This window comes from Oryzisolibacter propanilivorax (genome assembly GCF_900103645.1).
In the GTDB taxonomy this organism is placed as follows: Bacteria; Pseudomonadota; Gammaproteobacteria; order Burkholderiales; family Burkholderiaceae_C; genus Melaminivora; species Melaminivora propanilivorax.
In genome coordinates this window covers 444,502-465,727 of the sequence record NZ_FNHP01000001.1, presented here as the reverse complement: position 1 = coordinate 465,727, position 21,226 = coordinate 444,502, and the positions used below count along the sequence as shown (strand labels likewise).

The window sequence follows — 21,226 nt, the reverse complement described above, 5'->3', positions numbered from 1 at the left end:
GAACGTGTGCAGGAGCCCGATGCGGATGCGGGGCAGCGGCCCCGGTCGCTCCGCGTCGGTGTCCGTAGTCGGCACAGCGCCGCCGCCTGCGCCCCGCGGCCTGTCCCGATCCGCAACCCGCACCCCTTCACGCCGATACCGGAACCACGCCCTCAGCGCTGCGGCGGCAGCGGCGTCGGAAATACCGTGCCGGGCGCCACCACCCGGCCCGGGATAGGGCCGTAGCCGTCGCCCGGCGGCAGCACCTCGCCCTGGATGGGCGCGGGCAGGGTAGGCACCACCACTCCTGGCTCCGGCGCGGGCGCTTCTTCCGGGGACAGCACCCACACCGGCGGCGCCGCCGGGCGTGGCGGAACGCTTTCCAGTGGCAGCAGCGGGGCCTCGCTGATCTCCGGGCGCTCCTCGGGCGGCGCAGGCGGGGGTATCCGCTGCGGCTCGGGCGACTGCGGCCCGGCGCCTTTGTCTTGCACCGGCGCGGGGTTACCGAACAGGTCGTAGGCCCAGTGGCGCAGCGCATCCACGGCCTCGCCGGCGCGGCTGCTCCAGCTGCGGTCGGCTTCGTCCACGAAGCGCACTTTCGCATCCAGCACCTTGGTGCGCAGCGCCTGGCGGAAAAATTCGCCCACGATGGGCAAGGCACTTTGCGCGCCCTGGCCCCAGTGGTCGCTGCGCAGGGTGATGCGCGCGTCGTTGAAGCCGACCCAGGCGCCCGCTACCAACTGCGGGTGCATCAGGATGAACCAGCCATCGGTGTTGCCTTGGGTGGTGCCGGTCTTGCCGGCCACGTCGGCGGTGATGCCGTAGCGGCTGCGGATGGCCGTGGCCGTGCCCTTGTCCACCACTCCGCGCAGGGCGTCACGCAGCTGCTGGGCCGCGCCGGTGGCCAGCGCCTGCTCGGGCGCGGGCGGGACGAATTCTTGCAGCACGCGGCCGCTGGCGTCCTCGATGCGCGTGATGATGTACGGCGCGTGGTAGCGCCCGCCGCTGGCGATGGTGCCGTAGGCAGCGGCCATTTCCTTCAGCGTCACGTCGCTGGTGCCCAGGGCCAGGGCCGGCACCGCTTCCAGCGGCGACTCGCGCACGCCCATGGCGCGCGCCAGCTGCGCCACGCGCTGTGGGCCGACCTGCGTCATCAGCTGCGCGGTGATGGTGTTCTTGGAGTACGCCAGGCCGTCGGCCAGGGTCATCGGCATTTCGCTGGGCGCGGCATTGCCGTCGCGCGGGCGCCAGACATGGCCGCCGGGCAGCGGAATCTCCACGGCGGTATCCAGCAGCGTCTCATCCGGCCGCCGGCCCTGGGCGAAGGCGGCGCCATAAACGAAGGGCTTGAAGGTCGAGCCCGGCTGGCGCCGCGCCGCCTGCACGTGGTCGAACGGGTCGGCGGCGTAGTCGCGGCTGCCCACCCAGGCACGCACGGCGCCTGTACCTGGCTCCAGCGCCAGGAAGCCGGCCTGCACCCGCGTGCGCGCGGCGCGCAGCTCCTGCAGGAAGCTGGCATCGGCCAGCAGGCGTTCCAGCGCCGCCTCCTCGCTCTCGCCGCCCTCCACCGCTTTGGCGAAGGTGTTCGATTCGCGCACCAGCTGCTGCACCAGCGGGTTCCTGGCGTTCCACACGCCGCGCCCGGCCCAGGCGCCATCGGCCACGCGCTGCAGCGTGCGGCCGTGCTGCTGCACGGCCTTCGTCGCCAGCTCTTGCAGCTGCCCGTCGATGGTGGTGCGGATGACCAGCCCGTCGGCGTACAGGCTGTAGCCGTTGCGATCCGACCATTCGATCAGCTGGCGCTTGAGCTGCTGCGCCAAGTGTGGCGCCAGGCCCCCGACCTCGCTCTGGCGCTCGAAGCGGATGCGCAGCGGGCGGCGCACCAGCTTGTCGTACTCGGCCGGCTCCAGCTTGCCGCGCTTTTTCATCTGCGCCAGCACGGTGTTGCGCCGGTCCTGCGCGCGCTCGGGGTTGAGCACCGGGTTGTAGTAGGCCGTGCCCTTGAGCATGCCGATCAGCGTGGCGCTCTCCAGCACGCCCAGCTTGCCCGCCGACTTGTCGAAATAGGTGCGCGCGGCCATCTCGATGCCGTAGGCGTTGTAGAGGAACGGCACGGTGTTGAGGTAGGTTTCCAGGATCTCGTCCTTGGAATAGCTCCATTCGATCTTCAGCGCCGTGATGGCTTCCTTCAGCTTGCGGTTGAGCGTGGGCGCGCGGCCGATCTCCTCTGGGTACAGGTTGCGCGCCAGCTGCTGGGTGATGGTCGAGCCGCCCTGGCGGTCGCCGCCGGCGGTGCGCACCACCGCGGCCAGGGTGCGGCGCCAGTCCATGCCCCAGTGCTGGTAGAAGCGGTGGTCCTCGGTGGCGATCAGTGCATCGACCACCGCCGGGGCGATAGCCGCCAGCGGCACCCATTCGCGGTTGACCCACTTGTACTCGGCCAGCAGCCGCCCGTCGGTGGACACCAGCTGCGCGGGCTGCTCGCCCTTGGCCTTGCGGATGTCGCGGATGGACGGCGTGAGCAGCGTCAGCACCAGCAGGTACAGCACGCCGGCCACGGCCAGCGCCGCGGCGCCCCAGGCCAGGCCGTGCGGCGACAGCCAGCGCTGCGGCCGGCGTGCCAGGGGCGCCAGGCGCAGGCGCAGCGCGGCCAGGCGCTGGCGCAGCAGTTCGATGGCTCTCATCAGTATTTCAATGGTCAAAATTGGCTCTAGCCCTTATCAGATAAGGGCTAGAAGCTATGGTTTTCATATCAATCAAAAGGCGCGCAGCGGCTCAAGAGATGTTGCATCTCCGTTATCCATAGCGCTGCGCGCCACCCGCAGGGCATGAAACCGGCGCGCCCCGCGCGCGGGCAGCCGCGCAAGGGCCGCCCCGCAGCGAGGGCTGCGTCCTCCTGCCCGCATGGCGCAGCCATGCGAGAGCGGGGGGAAGCGCCGCAGGCGCTCAGGGGGGTGTTTTTGCATCTCACCCCGTGAAGCGCTGCAGCTGCGCCAGCGCGGCCTGCGCGGCGCGCCGGCCTTCCTCGATGGCCTCGGGGGCGCGGTGGAAATCGAGCACGCCCAGGTGCGACAGGCTGGGGGCAATGACCACCTCGGGCGGGTCGCCGGCCATGCGGCTGCGGGTGATGCGGATCTGCATGATGGTCACGCTGGTCATGACCACGTCCAGCACCGAAGGCCGGCTGGGCAGCGGCGCCACCTGCGCGGCGCCGGCGGCGGCACCCGAGCCCGTGCCGTGTCCCCAGAATTTCAGGCGGCCCATCCAGTCGCCACCGGTGCGTGTGCTGGCCAGCGCCGTGGCGTCCGCGGCCGGCAGCGTCGCCGCCGCTTCGCCCGCCAGGGCCAGAGGCTGCAGGTGGCGGTGCAGGATGTCGGAGTTCAGGTCAACACCGATGACGATGTCCGCGCCCATGGCGCGTGCCAGCGAGGTCGGCACCGGGTTGACGATGCCGCCGTCGACCAGCAGCCGCCCACCCTCCTGCGCCACCGGCGTGAACAGACCGGGCAGCGCGATGGAAGCGCGCACTGCGTCGGCGATGGAGCCCTCGCGCAGCCAGACCTCGGCGCCCGAGTGCAGGTCGGTGGCCACGGCACCGAAGGGCATGGGAGATGCTTCGATGTCGAAGTCGGCGAAGTTGCGGCGCCAGAAGGCGATCAGGCGCTCGCCCTTGAGCATGCCGCCCGACAGGTTGAAGTCCATGAACCCCCAGACCTGGCGCATGCCCAGCGACTGCACCCAGGCGGAAAACCGCTCCAGCTCGCCGGCCGCGTAGGCGGCGCCCACCAGCGCGCCGATGGAGGCACCGCAGACCACGTCGGGGCGGATGCCCGCCTCGTCCAGCACCTGCAGCACGCCGATGTGCGCCCAGCCGCGCGCCGAGCCGCTGCCCAGGGCCAGGCCCAGGCGCGGTCGGCGGCGCGACAGGGCCATGGAGGAATTACCCCTGCGCCGGCGGCGTGCCGGCCAGCAGCGCGCGCAGGCCGTCTTCGTCCAGCACCGGCACTCCCAGGGCGCGCGCCTTGTCCAGCTTGGAGCCGGCTTCGGCCCCGGCCACGACGTAGGCGGTCTTGCCGCTGACGGAGCCGGATACCTTGGCGCCGGCGGCCTCCAGCAGCTCCTTGGCCTGCTCGCGGCTCAAGGACGGCAGGGTGCCGGTCAGCACCACCGTCTTGCCCGCCAAGGGCAGCAGTGCTGCGGGCTGGGGCTCGCCCTCGGCCCAGATCACGCCGCAGGCGCGCAGCTGCTCGACCACCTCGCGGTTGTGCGGTTCGGCGAAAAAGTCGTGGATGGCGGCCGCCACCACCGGGCCGACGTCGGGCACCTGCAGCAGCTGGTCGACACTGGCATCCATCAGCGCATCCAGGTTGCCGAAGTGCCGCGCCAATTCCTTGGCCGTGGCCTCGCCGACGTGGCGAATGCCCAGGCCGAACAGAAACCGCGCCAGCGTCGTGTGCTTGGACTGCTCCAGCGCCGCCAGCAGGTTCTGCGCCGACTTGTCGGCCATGCGGTCCAGCTGCGCCAGCGTCGCCAAGCCCAGCCGGTACAGATCGGGCAGCGCCCGTATCACACCGCCCTCGATCAGCTGGTCCACCAGTTTCTCGCCCAGGCCCTCGATGTCCATGGCGCGGCGCTGGGCGAAGTGCAGGATGGCCTCCTTGCGCTGCGCCGGACAGAACAGTCCGCCGGTGCAGCGGTGGTTCGCCTCGCCCTTTTCGCGCACCACGGCGCTGGCGCAGACCGGGCAGCGGCGCGGCATGCGGAAGTTGGGCACGTAGGGGCGGCGCGGCACGTGCTCGCCCGGCCCCGTGGCCGTGCCGTCGGCGTCGCTGGATGCATCGACCAGAGCGTCGCTGCCGACCAGTGCCGGTGCCAGCGATTGCAGCGCCGGCGGTACGGTGCCCACCACCTCGGGAATCACGTCGCCGGCGCGCCGCACGATCACCTGGTCGCCCACGCGCACGTCCTTCTTGCGGATCTCGAACAGGTTGTGCAGCGTGGCGTTGGTGACGGTGACGCCGCCGACGAACACCGGCGCCAGCCGCGCCACAGGGGTCAACTTGCCAGTGCGCCCGACCTGGATGTCGATGCCCTCGACGCGCGTGACCATCTCCTGCGCCGGGTACTTGTGCGCCACCGCCCAGCGCGGCTCGCGTGTGACGAAACCCAGCTGGCGCTGCAGGGCCAAGCTGTTGACCTTGTAGACCACACCGTCGATGTCGAACGGCAGCTGGTCGCGCAACGCCCCGACGCGCTGGTGATACGCTATGAGTTCAGGAGCACCATGGGCAATCTCCACTAGGGCCGAGACCGGAAAACCCCAGGATTTCAGCTGCTGCAGCATGCCGTAGTGCGTCTCGAACTGCGGCCCGCCGTCCTCCGGCGGCGTGACCTCGCCCAGGCCGTAGGCGAAGAACGACAGCGGCCGGCGCGCGGCAATGCCCGAATCCAGCTGGCGCACTGCGCCGGCGGCGGCGTTGCGCGGGTTGACGAAGGTCTTGTCGCCCGCCTCGCGCTGGCGCTCGTTCAGGCGTTCGAAGTCGGCGCGGCGCATGAAGACCTCGCCGCGCACCTCCAGCACCGGCGGCACGGGGGTGGCTGCGCTGCCCTGCAGCAGCAGCGGGATCTGGCGGATGGTGCGCACGTTGTGCGTCACGTCCTCGCCCACCTCGCCATCGCCGCGCGTGGCGGCCTGCACCAGGCGCCCGGCCTCGTAGCGCAGGCTCATGGCCAGACCGTCGAACTTGGGCTCGGCGACGTATTCCACGGCCGGCGTGTCGGGGGCGAGCTTCAGCTCGCGGCGCACGCGGGCGTCGAAGGTCTCGGCGCCGCTGCCCTCGGTGTCGGTCTCGGTGCGGATGCTGAGCATCGGCACCCGGTGGCGCACAGGGGCCAGGCCCGGCAGCACCGCGCCAATCACGCGCTGCGTGGGCGAGTCGGGCGTGACCAGATCGGGATAGGCGCCCTCCAGCGCCTGCAGCTGCTGGAACACGCGGTCGTACTCGGCGTCGGGCACGCTGGGGGCGTCCTGCACGTAATACTCGTGCGCCCAGCGGTTCAGCTGCGCCCGCAAAGCTCCTATTTTGCTAGCTGCAAGCCCTTGTCCCTTCGGGGCTGGAGCCGGAAAAAGCTCGGATTGATCGGTCATGCCAGCGCGCGACTCAGCTGAACAGGCGTCGCGCCAGCACCGAGCCGGCCGACAGCTCGCGCGCGTCCAGCTGGTCGTACAGCTGCTCCAAGTCGGCGGTGATCGGGTCGAACGCCATGGCCGGCAGCGGCGTGCCGTTGCCGTCGCACAGCACGCCGTCCATGGCCTCGCCCAGCGCCTGCGCCACGTCGCGCAACCGGGCGAAGGGCTGCTCGGTGCGCTCCACCTGCGCCACGTCCAGGCTCAGCGCCACGTCGCGCAGCGCGGTCTGCTCGGGGTCGTCGGACATCGCGGCCTGGGCGTCGAAGTCCAGCGTCAGCACCGGCGGCATGCCGCTGGCCGCTGCCGGCAGCACCATGCGCCCGGGCATGGCGCCGGGCACAAAACCGGCGCGCGTGGCGTTCTGCTGCACGTAGCCCGGGCTCCACGCCGCCTGGCGTGCGCGCAGCACGAAGGTCAGCTGCGCATCGTGGTCGCTGGCGAACTGGTCCAGCTCCTTGGCCCGCGCCACCTCGTGCAGCATGTCGGGGAAGTCCGCGGTGGCGCCGATGGCGTCGGCGAACTGCTGGGTCTTCATGACGAACTCGGAGAACTCGATCTCGTTGAGCGCGCCGGTGCGGTTGGCCAGCTGCACGCCGGAATGGAAGTGGCGGTAGCTGCGCCCGGACTGGGGCGTTTCCCACTGCTGCGTGTCCTCGTTCAGCCCCTCGACGGCAAACGGCTTGCTGCCGGCGCGGCGCGTGGGCGGCAGTGCGGCCAGCGCGGCGTCGCCGCTGACGGGACGCTCGGGCGTGATCGGGGCGATGGCGTCGATCAGCGCATCCAGGCCGCCGCGGCGCTCGGCCACGGGCAGCGGCAGGTCCAGCGTGTCGCGCGGATCGACGATGTGGCCACCGGGCTCGGTGCCGCCGCCGGCCATCTCGGGCAGAGGCGCGGCGTTCAGCGCCGGCTCCTGGCGCAGCGCGGCGGCGTCGCCCGGGCCGCCGACGGCGGGCTCGTCCGGGCGCGGGCGTTTGGGCGCATTGCGGTGCTGGTTCCAGGCGTTGCCGGCGATGACGAGGATCAGCACCAGCGCGCCGGCGATGAGGAGACCGAGTTGGAAGTTGCTCATGGTCGTTGGGATTGTGAATTCACTCTGTCTCGGCCATCGTCAGGGCCGCCTGCATGTCCACCGCGACGATGCGCGAGACGCCCTGCTCCTGCATGGTCACGCCGATCAGCTGCTCGGCCATTTCCATGGCGATCTTGTTGTGGCTGATGAACAAAAACTGCGTGCCGCGCGACATGCTGGCCACCAGGCGCGCATAGCGCTCGGTGTTGGCATCATCCAGCGGCGCGTCCACCTCGTCCAGCAGGCAGAACGGCGCCGGGTTGAGCTGGAAGATGGCGAACACCAGCGCGATGGCGGTGAGCGCCTTCTCGCCGCCACTGAGCAGGTGGATGGTCTGGTTCTTCTTGCCCGGCGGCTGCGCCATGACCTGCACGCCGGCGTCCAGGATTTCGTCGCCGGTCATGATCAGGCGTGCCTGGCCGCCGCCGAACAGCTCGGGGAACATGCGCCCGAAGTGCGCGTTGACAGTCTCGAAGGTGCCCGACAGCAGCGTGCGCGTCTCGGCGTCGATCTTGCGGATCGCGTCCTCCAGCGTGGTCATGGCGAGCTGCAGGTCCTGCATCTGCGCGTCCAGAAAGCCCTTGCGCTCGCGCGCGGCCGCCAGCTCCTCCAGCGCCGCCAGGTTCACCGCGCCCAGGGCGGTGATCTCGCGCTGCAGGCGGTCGATCTCACCCTGCAGGCCGGCCAGGCGCACGCCGCCGTCGGCGATCGACTGCTCCAGCGCCGCCAGGTCGGCCTGGGCGTCGTTCAGCAGCGATTCGTACTGCTCCAGCCCCAGGCGCGCGGCCTGTTCCTTCAGTTGCAGCTCGGTGATGCGCTGGCGCAGCGGCTCCAGCGCGCGCTCGTGCTGGCCGCGCTGCTCGTCGGCGCCGCGCAGGCGCGCCGTCAGCCCGTCGTAGTGGCTGCGCTGCTCGCCCAGGCGCTGCTCGGCGGCCAGCTTGGCGTCCAGCGCCTGCTGCAGACCGCCCTGCGCGGCGGCGTCGGTCAGGCACGCCAGTTCGTCCTGCGCGCGCTGGCGCTCGTCGTGCAGGTTGCGCGCCTGGGCGGCGGCGGTGTCGATGGTGCGCGCCAGTTCGGCGCGGCGCGCGGCCAGGCTGCGCTGCGAGAACTGCGCCTCCTGCGCGCGCCGCTCCAGCGCACGCAGTTGCTCGCGGCATTCGCCCAGGCGCCGCTCGGCGTCGATGCCGCGGTCGCCCAGCTGCGCGTGGCGCTCCTGGGCGTCGGCCAGCTGCATGTCGAGCTCTTCGAAGCGCGCCTCGGCGGTGGCGGCGCGCTCGTGCAGTTCGGCCAGCTGGCTCTCGACCTCGGAGAGATCCGCGCCGATCTGCTCGCTGCGCGCGCGCGTTTGCTCCACGGCCTGCGCCAGGCGCAGGGTCTGCACCTGCAGCTCATGCGCGCGCGCCTGGGCGCCTTCGGCCTCGCGCCGGGCGCTGACCAGCCGCTGCGATGCCTCGGCATAGGCGGCTTCGGCACGCGCCAGCGCGGTGCCAGCTTCTTCGGCGATCAGCGCCTGGGCACGCACTTCCTTGTGCAGGTGCTCGATCTCCTGCGCACGCGCCAGCAGGCCGGCCTGTTCGGAATCGGGCGCGTAGAAATCCACGCTGTGCGCGGTAACGGCGTGGCCCGCCGGCACGTAAACGACTTCGCCCGGCTGCAGACGGGGGCGCGCGGCCAGCGCGTCCTCCAGCGTCGGCGCGGTATGGCAGCCATGCAGCCATTCCGCCAATACGGCGTGCAGGGCGGCGTCGGGCACCTGCAGCAGGTCGGCCAGACGCGGCAACGGCGCTGGCGCGCTTGCCGCCGCAGCCGACAGCGGCGTGCTGTAGAACGACAAACGCACGGGTGGGCCTTCGCCACCCGCACCGCCGGCAAAACCGCGCACCGATTCCAGCCGCCCGACGGGCAGCGCGGCCAGGCGCTCGCGCAACGCGGCCTCCAGCGCCGGCTCCCAGCCAGGCTCGATGTGCAGACGGCTCCACAGCACGGCCAGGCCGTCCAGGCCGTGGCGTGCCAGCCAGGGCTGCAGCCGGCCGTCGACCTTGACCTTATCCTGCAGCGCCTGCAGCGCCTGCAGGCGCGCGGTCAGCTGCGCCTGCAGCGCGCCTTCGGCGTTCACCACCTGCTGGCGCGCACGGCGCTCGTCGTCCAGCTGCGGCAGCGTATCCTGCAGCTCGGCCAGCAGCGCCTGGCCGAATTCGGCCTGCTCCTGCGCCTCGTGCAGCTGTTGGCGCAGGTGCGCCAGGCGCGATTCGTCGGGCGCGGCCAGGGCATTGCGGTCGGCGCGCAGGCGTTCGCTGCGCGCGGTGAGCTGGCGCGTCTGCTCGGACAGGGCACGCTGCTCGGCCGCCAGCACCTGGATCTGCTGCTGCACCTGCACTACGGCGGCACGCTGCGTCTCGCCGCGCTGGCGCGCCAGGGCCAGCTGCTCCTCCAGTTCGGGCAACAGCTGGCCCTGCTCTTCCAGCTGGGCGGCCAGCAATTCGCTCTGCTCTTCGGCGTCCAGGCCCTGGCCTTCGAGCTGCTCGGCCTCGTGCGTGGCTTCCTCGCGCCGCTCGGCCCATTCCTGCAGCTGCTGCGCCAGCTGCTCCAGGCGCAGCTGCACGCGCTGGCGGCCTTCGACGACGTAGCGGATCTCGGCCTCTAGCCGGCCGACCTCGGCGGTGGCCTGGTACAGCTGGCCCTGCGCCTGGTTCAGCGCGTCGCCGGCCTCGTAGTGCGCTTGGCGGATGGACTCCAGCTCGGCCTCGCCGTGGCGCAGGTCGGCCATGCGCGACTCCAGGTCGTTCACGGCCTGCAGGCCCTCGCTGCGCACGCGCGCCTGCTCGGCCAGGGCGTCGGCGCGCTTGAGGAACCACAGCTGCTGCTGGCGCAGCGTGGCCTGCTGCTGCAGCTGCTGGTAGCGCGTGGCCACCTCGGCCTGGCGTTCGAGCTTTTCCAGGTTGACGTTCAGCTCGCGCAGGATGTCCTCGACGCGCGTCAGGTTCTCGCTGGTGCCGGCCAGGCGGTTCTCGGTCTCGCGCCGGCGTTCCTTGTACTTGGACACGCCCGCGGCCTCTTCCAGGAACAGGCGCAGGTCCTCGGGGCGCGACTCGATGATCCGGCTGATCGTGCCCTGACCGATGATGGCGTAGGCACGCGGACCCAGGCCGGTGCCCAGGAACACGTCCTGCACGTCGCGCCGGCGCACCGGCTGGTTGTTGATGTAGTAGCTGCTGGTGCCGTCGCGCGTCAGCACGCGCTTGACGGCGATCTCGGCGTACTGGTTCCACTGCCCGCCGGCGCGGTGGTCCTCGTTGCTGAAGGTGAGCTCGACGCTGGCGCGGCTGGCGCTCTTGCGGGTGGTGGTGCCGTTGAAGATCACGTCCTGCATGGACTCGCCGCGCAGCTCGCTGGCGCGCGACTCGCCCAGCACCCAGCGCACCGCGTCCATGATGTTGGACTTGCCGCAGCCGTTGGGCCCGACCACGCCCACAAGCTGCCCGGGAAGCAGGAAGTTGGTGGGCTCGGCGAACGACTTGAAGCCGGCAAGCTTGATGGAGCTGAGGCGCACGAAACGGCAGGAGGCAAAGGACGGGGGATGCGGCCGCAGCGGCGGCCAGGGCGGAAATCATACCGTGGCGCGCCGACTGCCCCGACACTGCATCGGGCATAAAAACCGGCCCTGGCCCTTGTTTCTGAAGGGCGTACAGCTATTTTTTCAATAGCACAGGCAGTTGCCTCAGGTCTGCCCTGCCGCGTGTTCCTGCACCAGCGCCTCGAAGCGCTCGCGTGGCAGCGGCGGCGACAGCAGGTAACCCTGCCAGACATGGCAGCCGTTTTTCTCCAGGAACTGGCGCTGCGCCTCGGTCTCCACGCCTTCGGCCACCACCTGCAGGCCCAGGCTGGTGCCCAGGGCGACGATGGTGCGGGCGATGGCCGCGTCGTTGGGATCGGTCAGCACGTCGCGCACGAAGCCCTGGTCGATCTTCAGTTCGTGCAGCGGCAGGCGCTTGAGGTAGGCCAGCGACGAGTAGCCGGTGCCGAAGTCGTCCAGCGAGAAGCCCACGCCATAGCCGCGCAGCTGCACCATCTTGTCGATGGTGCCCTCCACGTCGTGCAGCAGCATGCCCTCGGTCAGCTCCAGCCGCAGGCGGCGCGCGTCGGCGCCGCTGCCGGCCAGCGCCTGCAGCACCTGCGCGACGAAGCCGGCCTCGCGGAACTGGCGCGGGCTGACGTTCACCGCCACGCTCAGTTGCGACAGCAACGGGGGGCCCGTCCACTGCGCCAGCTGCCGGCAGGCCTCTTCCAGCACCCACTGCCCGAGCTGCAGGATCAACCCGCTCTGCTCGGCCTGGGCGATGAACTCCGACGGCGGCACGAAGCCGCGCGCGGGATGGCGCCAGCGCAGCAGCGCCTCGGCGCCGCGAATGCTGCCGTGCCCGACCTTGGGCTGGTAGTACAGCTCGAACTGGCCTGCCGCCAGGCCGGTACGCATGTCGGCCTCCAGCTGCGCGCGCGCCGCCACCACCGCCTGCATGCGCGGGTCGAAGAAGCGCAGCGTGTCGCGCCCGGCGGCCTTGGCGTCATACATCGCCAGCTCGCTGCGCTTGAGGAGTTCCTCGGCCGGCTCGCCCTTGCCGTCGAACAGGGTGATGCCGATGCTCAGCGTGATGTGGTGCAGCTCGCCGCCCAGGTCGAACGGGGGGCGCAGCGCCTTGAGCACGTCGCGCGCCACCTCCTCGGCATGCGCCGAGGCCTGCTCGGAGCTGGTGCTCAGCTCCTTGAGCACCGCCACGAACTCGTCGCCACCCTGGCGCGCCAGTGTCACGTCGCCGCCCAGGCTGGCGCGCAGGCGGTCGGTGGCTTGGCGCAGCAGGCGGTCGCCGGCGTCGTGGCCGCGGGTTTCGTTCACGGTCTTGAAATGGTCCAGGTCGAGCAGCAGCACCGCGCCCCAGCTCTGGTGGCGCATGGTCGTGGCCAGCGCCTGCTCCAGCCGGTCCAGCAGCAGCCGGCGGTTGGGCAGGCCGGTCAGCGGGTCGTTGTAAGCGAGGTAGCGCAGGTCTTCCTCGGCCTTGCGCCGCTGGGTGATGTCCTGCACCACCAAGATGTGGTGGTGCGCGCCGCCGGGCTGGCCGCGCATGGCGGAGGCCGTCACGTCCACCCAGACCAGGCTGCCGTCCTGGCGCCGATAGCGCTTTTCCAGGCGGTACTCGGCAATCTCGCCGGCCAGCAGGCGCCGTAGCTGCGTCTCGCTGCGCTCCAGGTCGTCCGGATGCGTCAGGTCCTGCACATGCAGCTGGCGCACCTGCTCCGGCGTGTAGCCGACGATGTCGCAAAAGCGCTGGTTGGCGCGCACCAGCCGGCCGCTTTCGGAATCGACCTGGGCCATGCCGACGGCCGCCTGGTGGAACACGGTGCGAAAGCGTGTCTCGCTCTCGCGCGCGGACCGGGCGGCCAGTTGCGCATGGGCCAGGGCCTGCAGGCGCCGGCGTACCAGCAGCGCTACGACCGCCGTGAGCAGCGCGGTCATGGCCAGGGCGCCCAGCGTCAGCACCAGCGGCAGCCGGGCCTCCTGGGGCGTGAGGAACGATTGCGTGGGCGCATAGGCGGTGCGCCACAGGCGGCCGTCGACGGTGATGTCGTGCGTCAGAAGCGGCGTGTCCACGGGCTGCGGCGCTTCGCTGTACAGCGGCTGGCCCGGTGGCGGGCCCGGCCGCGCGACCGTGCCCAGGTCGTGCACCGTCATCGCCAGACCTTCCAGGTAGCCGCGCTGGCGCATGCCGTGCAGCAGCTCCTTGACGCTGACGATCGCTCCGATGGCGCCCAGGAAACGCGGCGTCGGCTGGCCTTGCAACGGTGCATAGACCGCCAGCCGGATGTTGAACGCCGTCGCCGACGTGCCTTGGCCCTGGACGATGTCAAACGGCGCGGAGGCGACCACGTTGCCGGTGTCGCGTGCCTGCAGCAGCGATTCCAGGTTGGCTGGCTGGGAATGGATTTCCAGGCCTTGCACCGGTTCGTTGCCGGCCAGCGGCCAGACGTAGTCGACCACGAAATATTCGGGCTGCGCCAGCGCCGGATGAATGGCGAAGCCGGTGGGCAGGCTGCCGTCCAGGTGCGCGTCCAGGCGTGCCTGGGCTTCGAAGTCGGCGCGCTGTGCCGCCGGCACCGCGCGTGTGAAATGCAGGTTGCGCACGCTGGCGTGGTGCACGTCCAGCTGCAGGCTGCCAGCCACCAACTCGAACTGTGCGCGCGACAGCTGCGGGTTGACCATCAGCACACCGCGCATGCTCAGCAGAACGTCGGCCTTGGACTCGATGCGCTGCTGCAGCGCCTGCGTCGCCGCGCGCGCCTGGCGTTCGAAGCGCGCATGCGACAGCGCCTGCGTCTGCTCGGTCTGGTATTGCCACAGCGCCAGGCTGATGCCCAGGCCGGCAACGGCCACGGCCAGCCCAGGCAGGCGCAGCCATGCCGGGTGTTGCAGTGTACGGACGGGCTTCATGATGGCGACAGGACAGGCAGACCGCAGCATAGCGCCATTCCAACGAAGGCCCAGCCGGCTGAAATTGTTAATTTCCTACGGCCGGGCTGCTGGTTATGCCTATCCTTGGCGCTCTTTCACTGCCCGTGCTGCATCGTGCTGTTTCGCTTCTTCGAAGACCGCGTCCCGCCCTACCCTCCTGCCGACCCCGAGCCGCCGCCAAGCGGCTTTTTCGACTTCCTGTGGCGCTGCACACAGGGCATGCGCGGCTGGATCGCGCTGCTGACCTGCACTTCGGCGCTGCTGTCGGTCTACGAGGCGCTGCTGTTCGCCCTGCTGGGCCGCGTGGTGGACTGGCTGTCGGCGGTGTCGCCGCTGCAGTTCTGGCAGGAACAGGGAGCCACGGTGCTGGTCATGGCGGCCGCACTGCTGTCCAGCACCGCGCTGCTGGCGCTGCACACCACGGTGCTGCACCAGGTGCTGGCGATCAACTTCCCGATGCGCCTGCGCTGGATTTTCCACCGCCTGATGCTGGGCCAGAGCATGTCCTTCTACGCCGACGAGTTCGCCGGGCGCATTACCACCAAGGTCATGCAGACCGCCCTGTCGGTGCGCGAAGTGGTGTTCATGGTGGTGGACGTGCTGGTTGGCGTCAGCGTGTACCTGGTCGGCATCCTGGTACTGGCGGCCAGCTTCGAGTGGCGGCTGATGCTGCCGTTCGCGCTGTGGGTGCTGGGCTACGCCGGCGCCTGCTGGTACTTCGTACCGCGGCTGGGCGCCGTGGGCAAGGAGCAGGCGGACGCCCGCTCGCTGATGACCGGGCGCGTGACCGACGCCTACACCAACATCGCCACCGTCAAGCTGTTCGCCCACACCCGGCGCGAGGCCGAGTACGCACGCAATGCCATGGACGCATTCAAGGCCACTGGCTACGCCCAGATGCGCCTGGTCAGCCAGTTCGAGATCGCCAACCACTTGATGATCACCCTGCTGCTGCTGGGTTCGGGCGGCACCGCCCTGTGGCTGTGGTCGCAGGGCCAGGCCAGCGCTGGCGTGGTGGCGGCGGTGCTGGCCATGGCGCTGCGCCTGATGGGCTATTCGCACTGGGTGATGTGGCAGATGACCGGCCTGTTCGAGAACGTCGGCACCATCCAGGATGGCATCGCCACGCTGACGCGCCCGCGCAGCATCGTGGATGCGCCAGATGCCCGGCCGCTGGTGGTGACGCACGGTGAGATCACCTTCGACAACGTGAGTTTTGCCTACAAGCGCGGCGGCCGACCGGTCATCGACCAGTTGCAGCTGACCATCCAGCCCGGCGAGCGTATCGGCCTCATAGGCCGCTCGGGCGCCGGCAAGTCAACGCTGGTGAACCTGCTGCTGCGCCTGTCGGACGTGGACGGCGGGCGCATCCTGATCGACGGGCAAGACATCCGGCACGTGACGCAGGACAGTCTACGCGGCGCCATCGGCATGGTCACGCAGGATACATCCCTGCTGCACCGCTCGATGCGCGAGAACATCCTCTATGGCCGCCCCGACGCCGGCGAGCACGAAATGCACGCCGCCGCGCAGCGCGCCGAGGCGGCAGAGTTCATCGAGCAGCTGACCGACCTGCAGGGCCGTGGCGGATACGACGCGCAGGTCGGCGAGCGCGGCGTGAAGCTCTCGGGAGGGCAGCGCCAGCGCGTGGCGATTGCCCGGGTGCTGCTCAAGGACGCGCCGATCCTGCTGCTGGACGAAGCCACCAGCGCTCTCGACAGCGAAGTGGAGGTGGCCATCCAGCGCAGCCTGGACATGCTGATGCGCGGCAAGACGGTGATCGCCATCGCGCACCGGCTGTCCACCATCGCCGCCATGGACCGGCTGATCGTCATGGACGCCGGCCGCATCGCCGAGCAGGGCACACATGCCGAACTGCTGGCGCTGGGCGGCATCTACGCACGCCTGTGGACGCACCAGAGCGGCGGCTTCATGGGCGACGTTCCGGGGGACTGACGGCGCCGGGCAGCGCGGCGTCCTGTGCTCGGGCATCGCGTGCCGCGCGCTCGGCGTTTTCGCGCGTGATCCAGGCCTCGACCATGTGGCGCATGCGCAGCGTCTCGTGGCGCATGCGCTCGTCCTCGGTGCTCAGTACCCGGTAGAGGCTAACGATGACCAGTGCCATCAGCACCGCGAACGGCAGCGCGGCGATGGTGATCAGCGCCTGCAGCGCATCCAGACCGCCGGCCAGCAGCAGTACGGCCGCGATCAGCGCCACCGCCACGCCCCAGGCCAGGCGCCGCGCCAGCGGCGGATCGCCGGCCTCGTCGGTGGACATGCTGGCCAGCACCAGCACCGCCGAGTCGGCCGAGGTCACAAAGAAGATGGTCAGCAGCAGCAGAGCCACCAGCGCCAGCAGGCTGCTGCCGGGCAGGCTGTCGAACAGCGCGAACAGCACCGTCTCGTAGCCGTTGGCCAATGCCTGCAGCAGCTCCACGTGGCCGAAGATCTGCGCCTGCAGCGCCGCGCCGCCGAACACCGAGAACCACACGAAGCCCAGCAGGCTGGGTGCCAGCACCACGCCGACGACGAACTCGCGCACCGTGCGCCCGCGCGAAACGCGGGCGATGAAGGCGCCGACGAAGGGCGACCAAGCAATCCACCAGGCCCAGTAGAACACCGTCCAGTCGCGTACCCAGGTGCTTTCCGAAAAAGGCGACAGGCGGAGGCTCATGGTCACCAGCTGGTTGATGTAGGCGCCCAGCGTGGTGGTGAAGGTGTCCAGGATGAATCCCGTGGGGCCGAGGACCAGCACCGCGAGCATCAGCACGCCTGCCAGCAGCAGGTTGGTGTTGGACAGCCATTTGATGCCGCGCTCGACACCGCTGGTGCTCGACAACATGTACATCACGAAGGCCACGGCGATGATTACCAGCTGCGTGAGCTTGCTAGACGGCAGGCCAAACACGCGCTCCAGCCCAGCGGCGATCTGGATGGTGCCGAAACCCAGCGTGGTGGCCACGCCGATGGCCGTCGCCACCACCGCGGCGATGTTCACCGCATGGCCCAGCGGCCCGCGGTTGTGCCGGCCGATCACCGGCTCCAGCATGTCGCTGACCAGGCCGCGCCCGCCGCGGTTGAACTGGAACCAGGCCATCGCCAGGCCGATCAGCGCATAAATGGCCCAGGGATGCAGGCCCCAGTGAAAGAAGGCGTAGCGCATGGCCGCACGCGCGGCGGCGGCGCTCTCGGGCTCCAGCCCTTCCGGCGGATTCAGGAAGTGCGATACCGGCTCGGCCGCGCCCCAGAACACCAGGCCAATACCCATGCCGGCGGCGAACAGCATCGACAGCCAGCTAAGCTGGGAAAACTCAGGCTCCGCGTCCTCCCCGCCGATACGCAGGTTGCCGAAGCGCCCGAACGCCAGGTACAGCAGGAACAGCAACGCGAAGAACACCACCAGCAGGTACATCCAGCCGGCGCCGCGCACTACGGTGACCAGCGCAGCCTGCATGAAGTCGTTGAACGGCCCGGGCGCCAGGCCGGCCAGCAGCACTAGGGCGGCGACGATGGAGATCGAGATGCGAAAGACCATGGGCTCTCCTGCGATGGCGTGACAAGGGCGGATGGCCGTGGCTGGCCGGCGCCGCCGGCGGTGTGGCGCTCAGGCGCCGGGCTTCAGGTGGCGCTGGAAGGTCTTGCGGAACTTGTCGACCTTGGGGCCGACGACAAAGGCGCAGTAGCCCTGCTCCGGGTGCTGCAGGTAGTAATCCTGGTGGTAGTCCTCGGCCGGCCAGAAGCTGGTCAGCGGGCGGATCTCGGTCACCACCGGGGCGCCGAACAGCTTGTCCTGCTCCATCTGCCGCACGAGCTCCTCGGCGGCATCGCGGTGCGCCGGGTCGCTCCAGTAGATGCCGCTGCGGTACTGCGTGCCGACATCGTTGCCCTGGCGGTTCAGCGACGTCGGGTCGTGCGTGGCGAAGAAGATCTCCAGGATCTCGCGCACGTCGATCTCTCCGGGATCGAAGGTCAGGCGCACCACCTCGTTGTGCCCGGTGCGGCCGCTGCACACCTGCTCGTAGGTTGGGTGCTGGGCGTCGCCATTGGCATAGCCGCTTTGCACGTCGGTGACGCCACGCACCCGGTCAAAGACGGCCTCGGTGCACCAGAAGCAGCCGCCTCCCAGGGTGATGGTTTCGGTGGCGGGGGGAGGAGTGGAAGACATGGCAGCAAGCCCGATGGCGGACAGTGGTGGCGATGCGGCCATCGTAGGGGACCGCCGCTGAGCGGCCTTGCCGGACAAGGGCGCGTTGACGCTGTGGCGGTGCATGGCTATATTACTAACCAGTCAGTCATTAACAGCCCATGCCGTCTTCATCGTCTCCCTCGTCCGCCCCACCGCCAATGCCCCGCGCCCGGCGCAAGGAGGCGCGCCCGGGCGAGCTGCTGGCCGCGGCGCTGGACGTGTTCGCCGAAAAAGGCTTCGCCGCCACGCGGGTGGACGAGGTGGCGGCGCGCGCCGGGGTGTCCAAGGGCACGCTGTTCCTGTATTTCTCCAGCAAGGAAGAGCTGTTCAAGGCCGTGGTGCGCGAGAACCTGTCGGGCCGCTTCGTGGAGTGGGACCAGGAGCTGGAGCAGTTCCAGGGCAGTACGGCCGAGCTGCTGCGCTACTGCTTCGAGACCTGGTGGGAGCGCATCGGCTCGACCCAGGCGTCCGCACTGGGGCGGCTGATGCTGTGCGAGGCCAACAACTTCCCGGAACTGGCGCAGTTCTACCGCCAGGAGGTCATCGAGCCCGGGCACGCGCTGGTGCGCCGCGTGCTGCAGCGCGGCATGCAGCGCGGCGAGTTCCGGCTGCTGGAGCTGGAGCATGCCGTGTACCTGGTGCTGGCGCCCCTGATGTTCCTGATGCTGGCGCGGCCTACCATGGGCCTGTGCATTCCCTGTCCGGACAGCTTCGACGCCGGGCGTTACATCGCCCTGCAGGCCGACAACGTGCTGCAGGGCCTGTTGGTGCGGCCGGCCTAGAATCGCGGGTTTGTCCGACTTTTCAGCGTTATTTCGTCCGGAGTTTTCCATGAGTCTGCCCCTGAACACGTTTGCCGACGTCCACGATGCCACTGCGCAGGCGCGCTTCAACATGATCGAGCAGCAGATCCGCCCCTGGAACGTGCTGGACGAGCGCGTGCTGGAAGCGTTGGCCGACGTGCGCCGCGAGGACTTCGTGCCGCCGGCCTACCAGGGCCTGGCCTTCGCCGACGTGGAAATTCCATTGAGCCTGCCGGTGGACGAAGCCGAGCGGCTGGGCCAGGTGATGCTGGCGCCGCGCGTGGACGCGCGCATGCTACAGGAGCTGTCCATTCTGCCGACCGACCGCGTGCTGGAAATCGGCGCCGGCTCGGGTTATATGGCGGCGCTGCTGGCGCACCAGGCCGAGCAGGTGGTGTCGCTGGAACTGGTGCCCGAGCTGGTCGAGGTCGCGCGCGAGAACCTGCGCAGCGCCGGCGTGCGCAATGCCGACGTGCGCCAGGCCGATGCGGCATGCGACCCGATCCCCGATGGCCCGTTCGACGTGGTGGTGCTCAGCGGCTCGGTGGCCGAGGTGCCGGCCAAGCTGCTGGCCCTGCTGCGCGACGGCGGCCGCCTGGGCGCCATCGTCGGCCTGGAGCCGATGATGCGTGCGACCATCGTGCGCCGCGTGGGCGAGCGCTTCGAGACCAGCCAGCCCTGGGACGCCATCGTGCCGCGCCTGCGCCATTTCGCCGAGCCTTCGGCGTTCCGCTTCTGAACGTCGCGCACGGAAAGCTTGTGATGATCGAACAGGTACGCCCCGCAGAAGTCCAGGCGTGGATGGACGAACTGGCAGCCGCACGGCCGCTGCTGCTGGACGTGCGCGAGCCGTGGGAAGTGCAGACCGCCAGCGTCACCGGCGCCGGTTACGAGGTGCTGGCCCTGCCCATGGCCAGCATCCCCGCGCGGCTGCGCGAGCTCGATCCGGAGCGCCCGGTGGCTTGCCTGTGCCACCACGGGGCGCGCAGCCAGCGCGTAGCGCAGTTCCTAGACCAGCAGGGCTTTGCCCATGTGGCCAACGTCGCCGGCGGCATCGACGCCTGGTCGCTCGAATGCGACCCGGCCGTGCCGCGCTACTGAGCGCACGCCCTTTTCTTTCACTGTTTTCGGTACCGACCATGAACGCACCGCGCCGCTGGCTTCTCGGGCTCGTCGCCGCGTGCGCGGTGGCATTGCCGGCGCAGGCGCAGAGCCTGTCGCAGCTGGCCCTGCTGGCGCGCGCCCACGATGCACCGCTGGCCGCCGCCGAGGCCCAGCTCGCGGCGGCACAAAGCCGCGCCGAGCAGGCCCGCGCCGGCCTGCTGCCCAGCGCTGCGCTCTCGGCCGGCACCACCTACGCGCGCACCGACGTCACCCGCCCGCCCATCGACCTGCATGCGCCGACGCAGACCGTCGGCGTGGTTGCGGCCCAGCCGCTGTACCGCCCCGCCAATCGCATCACGCTGGAGCAGGCGCAGCGCGGCGTGGCGCTGGCGCAGGCGCAGCTGGACGCGGCTGAGCAGGACCTGTGGGTGCGCGTCGGCCAGCGCTACTTCGACGTGCTGGCGTCGCAGGACACCCTGGAGGCGATCCGCGCGCAGAAGGCCGCGGCCGACGAGCAGCTGGCTGCGGCGCAGCGCAATTTCGAGGTCGGCACCGCCACCATCACCGACGCACGCGAGGCACAGGCCCGGCGCGACCTGGCCGAGGCGCAGGAAATCGCCACCCAGAACGAATTGCAGGTGCGCCGCCTGGCGCTGCAGGACCTGGTCGGGCGCCCCGACGCCGCGCCGCTGCCGCTGCGCCAGCCAACCGAGCTGCCTGAATTGCGCCCCGTCGCACTGCAGGACTGGGCCCTGGCGGCCGAAGGCACGCAACCCCTGGTGCGCCAGGCCCAGATCGCGCTGGACGTTGCCCAGTTGGAAACCGCCAAGGCCGAGACCGGCCACCTGCCGACGGTGGACCTGCAGGCCGGCTACACCGTGCAGCGCACCCCCAACGGCACCGTCACCATGCCTGGCGTGCATTCGCGCGCCAACGTCGCCAGCGTGGGTGTGGCGCTGAACCTGCCGCTGTTCGCCGGCTTCGCGGTGCAAAACCGCGTGCGCGAGACCCTGTCGCTGCAGGAGCGCGCCCGCGCCGACCTGGACAACGCGCGCCGCACGGCCGCGCAGGCGGCGCGCGCCGCCTTCCTGGGCGTGCAGTCGGGCCGTGCGCAGGTGCAGGCGCTGCAGGCCGCCGAGGCATCGAGCCAGCTGGCGCTGCAGGCCAACCTGCTCGGCTACGACGCCGGAGTGCGCGTGAACATCGACGTGCTGAACGCACAAAGCCAGCTCTACCAGACGCGGCGCGAACTGGCCGTGGCGCGCTACAACGTGCTCGTAGGCACCTTGCGTCTGAAGCAGGCAGCCGGCACCCTGTCCGTGGACGACCTAGCAGCGCTGGACGCGTTGCTGGCTCCCTGATCTTGAGTCAAATGTGCTCTTGGCCCTTATGA

Annotated in this window: 13 protein-coding genes; 5 read left to right on the top strand and 8 right to left on the bottom strand. The window is 70.2% G+C overall.

The window, feature by feature from the left end; all coding sequences use genetic code 11:
- Positions 1–152: 152 nt before the first annotated feature.
- From BLQ61_RS02055 to BLQ61_RS02025, 6 genes are all read right to left on the bottom strand, one after another.
- Positions 153–2,663, bottom strand: coding sequence for a penicillin-binding protein 1A (locus tag BLQ61_RS02055; RefSeq protein WP_091566096.1), 2,511 nt, complete (start codon positions 2,661–2,663; stop codon positions 153–155).
- A gap of 283 nt (positions 2,664–2,946) precedes the next feature.
- Entirely contained in the window at positions 2,947–3,912 is a 966-nt protein-coding gene (locus tag BLQ61_RS02045) for a patatin-like phospholipase family protein (protein WP_091566090.1), read from the bottom strand.
- 7 nt (positions 3,913–3,919) lie between these two features.
- The gene (gene ligA / locus BLQ61_RS02040; RefSeq protein ID WP_091566088.1) at positions 3,920–6,127 is read right to left on the bottom strand and encodes an NAD-dependent DNA ligase LigA; all 2,208 of its coding nucleotides are present in this window, start codon (positions 6,125–6,127) and stop codon (positions 3,920–3,922) included.
- Positions 6,128–6,140: 13 nt separating this feature from the next.
- Positions 6,141–7,238 carry a cell division protein FtsZ gene (locus BLQ61_RS02035; protein WP_091566085.1) on the bottom strand — a complete coding sequence of 366 codons (1,098 nt, stop codon included), beginning with the start codon at positions 7,236–7,238 and terminating at the stop codon, positions 6,141–6,143.
- Between the two features lie 19 nt (positions 7,239–7,257).
- The gene (gene smc, locus BLQ61_RS02030; RefSeq protein ID WP_091566082.1) at positions 7,258–10,788 is read right to left on the bottom strand and encodes a chromosome segregation protein SMC; all 3,531 of its coding nucleotides are present in this window, start codon (positions 10,786–10,788) and stop codon (positions 7,258–7,260) included.
- 168 nt (positions 10,789–10,956) lie between these two features.
- A complete protein-coding gene (locus BLQ61_RS02025) occupies positions 10,957–13,719 on the bottom strand; it encodes a bifunctional diguanylate cyclase/phosphodiesterase (RefSeq protein ID WP_091566475.1) in 2,763 nt (920 codons plus the stop codon).
- 138 nt (positions 13,720–13,857) lie between these two features.
- Between BLQ61_RS02025 and BLQ61_RS02020 the strand changes: the two genes are divergently transcribed.
- On the top strand, positions 13,858–15,696 hold the full coding sequence (locus BLQ61_RS02020) for an ABC transporter ATP-binding protein (protein WP_091566473.1): 1,839 nt from the start codon (positions 13,858–13,860) through the stop codon (positions 15,694–15,696).
- Here the strand turns inward: BLQ61_RS02020 and BLQ61_RS02015 are convergent.
- Positions 15,671–17,275: a BCCT family transporter gene (locus BLQ61_RS02015; RefSeq protein ID WP_091566080.1), complete on the bottom strand. Its 1,605-nt coding sequence runs from the start codon at positions 17,273–17,275 to the stop codon at positions 15,671–15,673. The genes BLQ61_RS02020 and BLQ61_RS02015 overlap by 26 nt on opposite strands.
- 69 nt (positions 17,276–17,344) lie before the next feature.
- Entirely contained in the window at positions 17,345–17,905 is a 561-nt protein-coding gene (gene msrA, locus BLQ61_RS02010) for a peptide-methionine (S)-S-oxide reductase MsrA (RefSeq protein ID WP_091566077.1), read from the bottom strand.
- A 179-nt stretch (positions 17,906–18,084) separates the two neighbouring features.
- Between msrA and BLQ61_RS02005 the strand changes: the two genes are divergently transcribed.
- Genes BLQ61_RS02005 through BLQ61_RS01990 form a run of 4 tightly spaced genes read left to right on the top strand, consistent with a single transcriptional unit; the run spans position 18,085 to position 21,194 of the window.
- Positions 18,085–18,708: a TetR/AcrR family transcriptional regulator gene (locus BLQ61_RS02005; RefSeq protein WP_245703775.1), complete on the top strand. Its 624-nt coding sequence runs from the start codon at positions 18,085–18,087 to the stop codon at positions 18,706–18,708.
- Positions 18,709–18,757: 49 nt separating this feature from the next.
- Positions 18,758–19,468: a protein-L-isoaspartate O-methyltransferase family protein gene (locus tag BLQ61_RS02000; protein ID WP_091566071.1), complete on the top strand. Its 711-nt coding sequence runs from the start codon at positions 18,758–18,760 to the stop codon at positions 19,466–19,468.
- A 23-nt stretch (positions 19,469–19,491) separates the two neighbouring features.
- Positions 19,492–19,830 (top strand): rhodanese-like domain-containing protein, encoded by a 339-nt coding sequence (locus BLQ61_RS01995; protein ID WP_091566069.1) that lies wholly within the window; start codon positions 19,492–19,494, stop codon positions 19,828–19,830.
- A 38-nt stretch (positions 19,831–19,868) separates the two neighbouring features.
- A complete protein-coding gene (locus tag BLQ61_RS01990) occupies positions 19,869–21,194 on the top strand; it encodes a TolC family outer membrane protein (protein WP_091566066.1) in 1,326 nt (441 codons plus the stop codon).
- Positions 21,195–21,226: the final 32 nt, after the last annotated feature.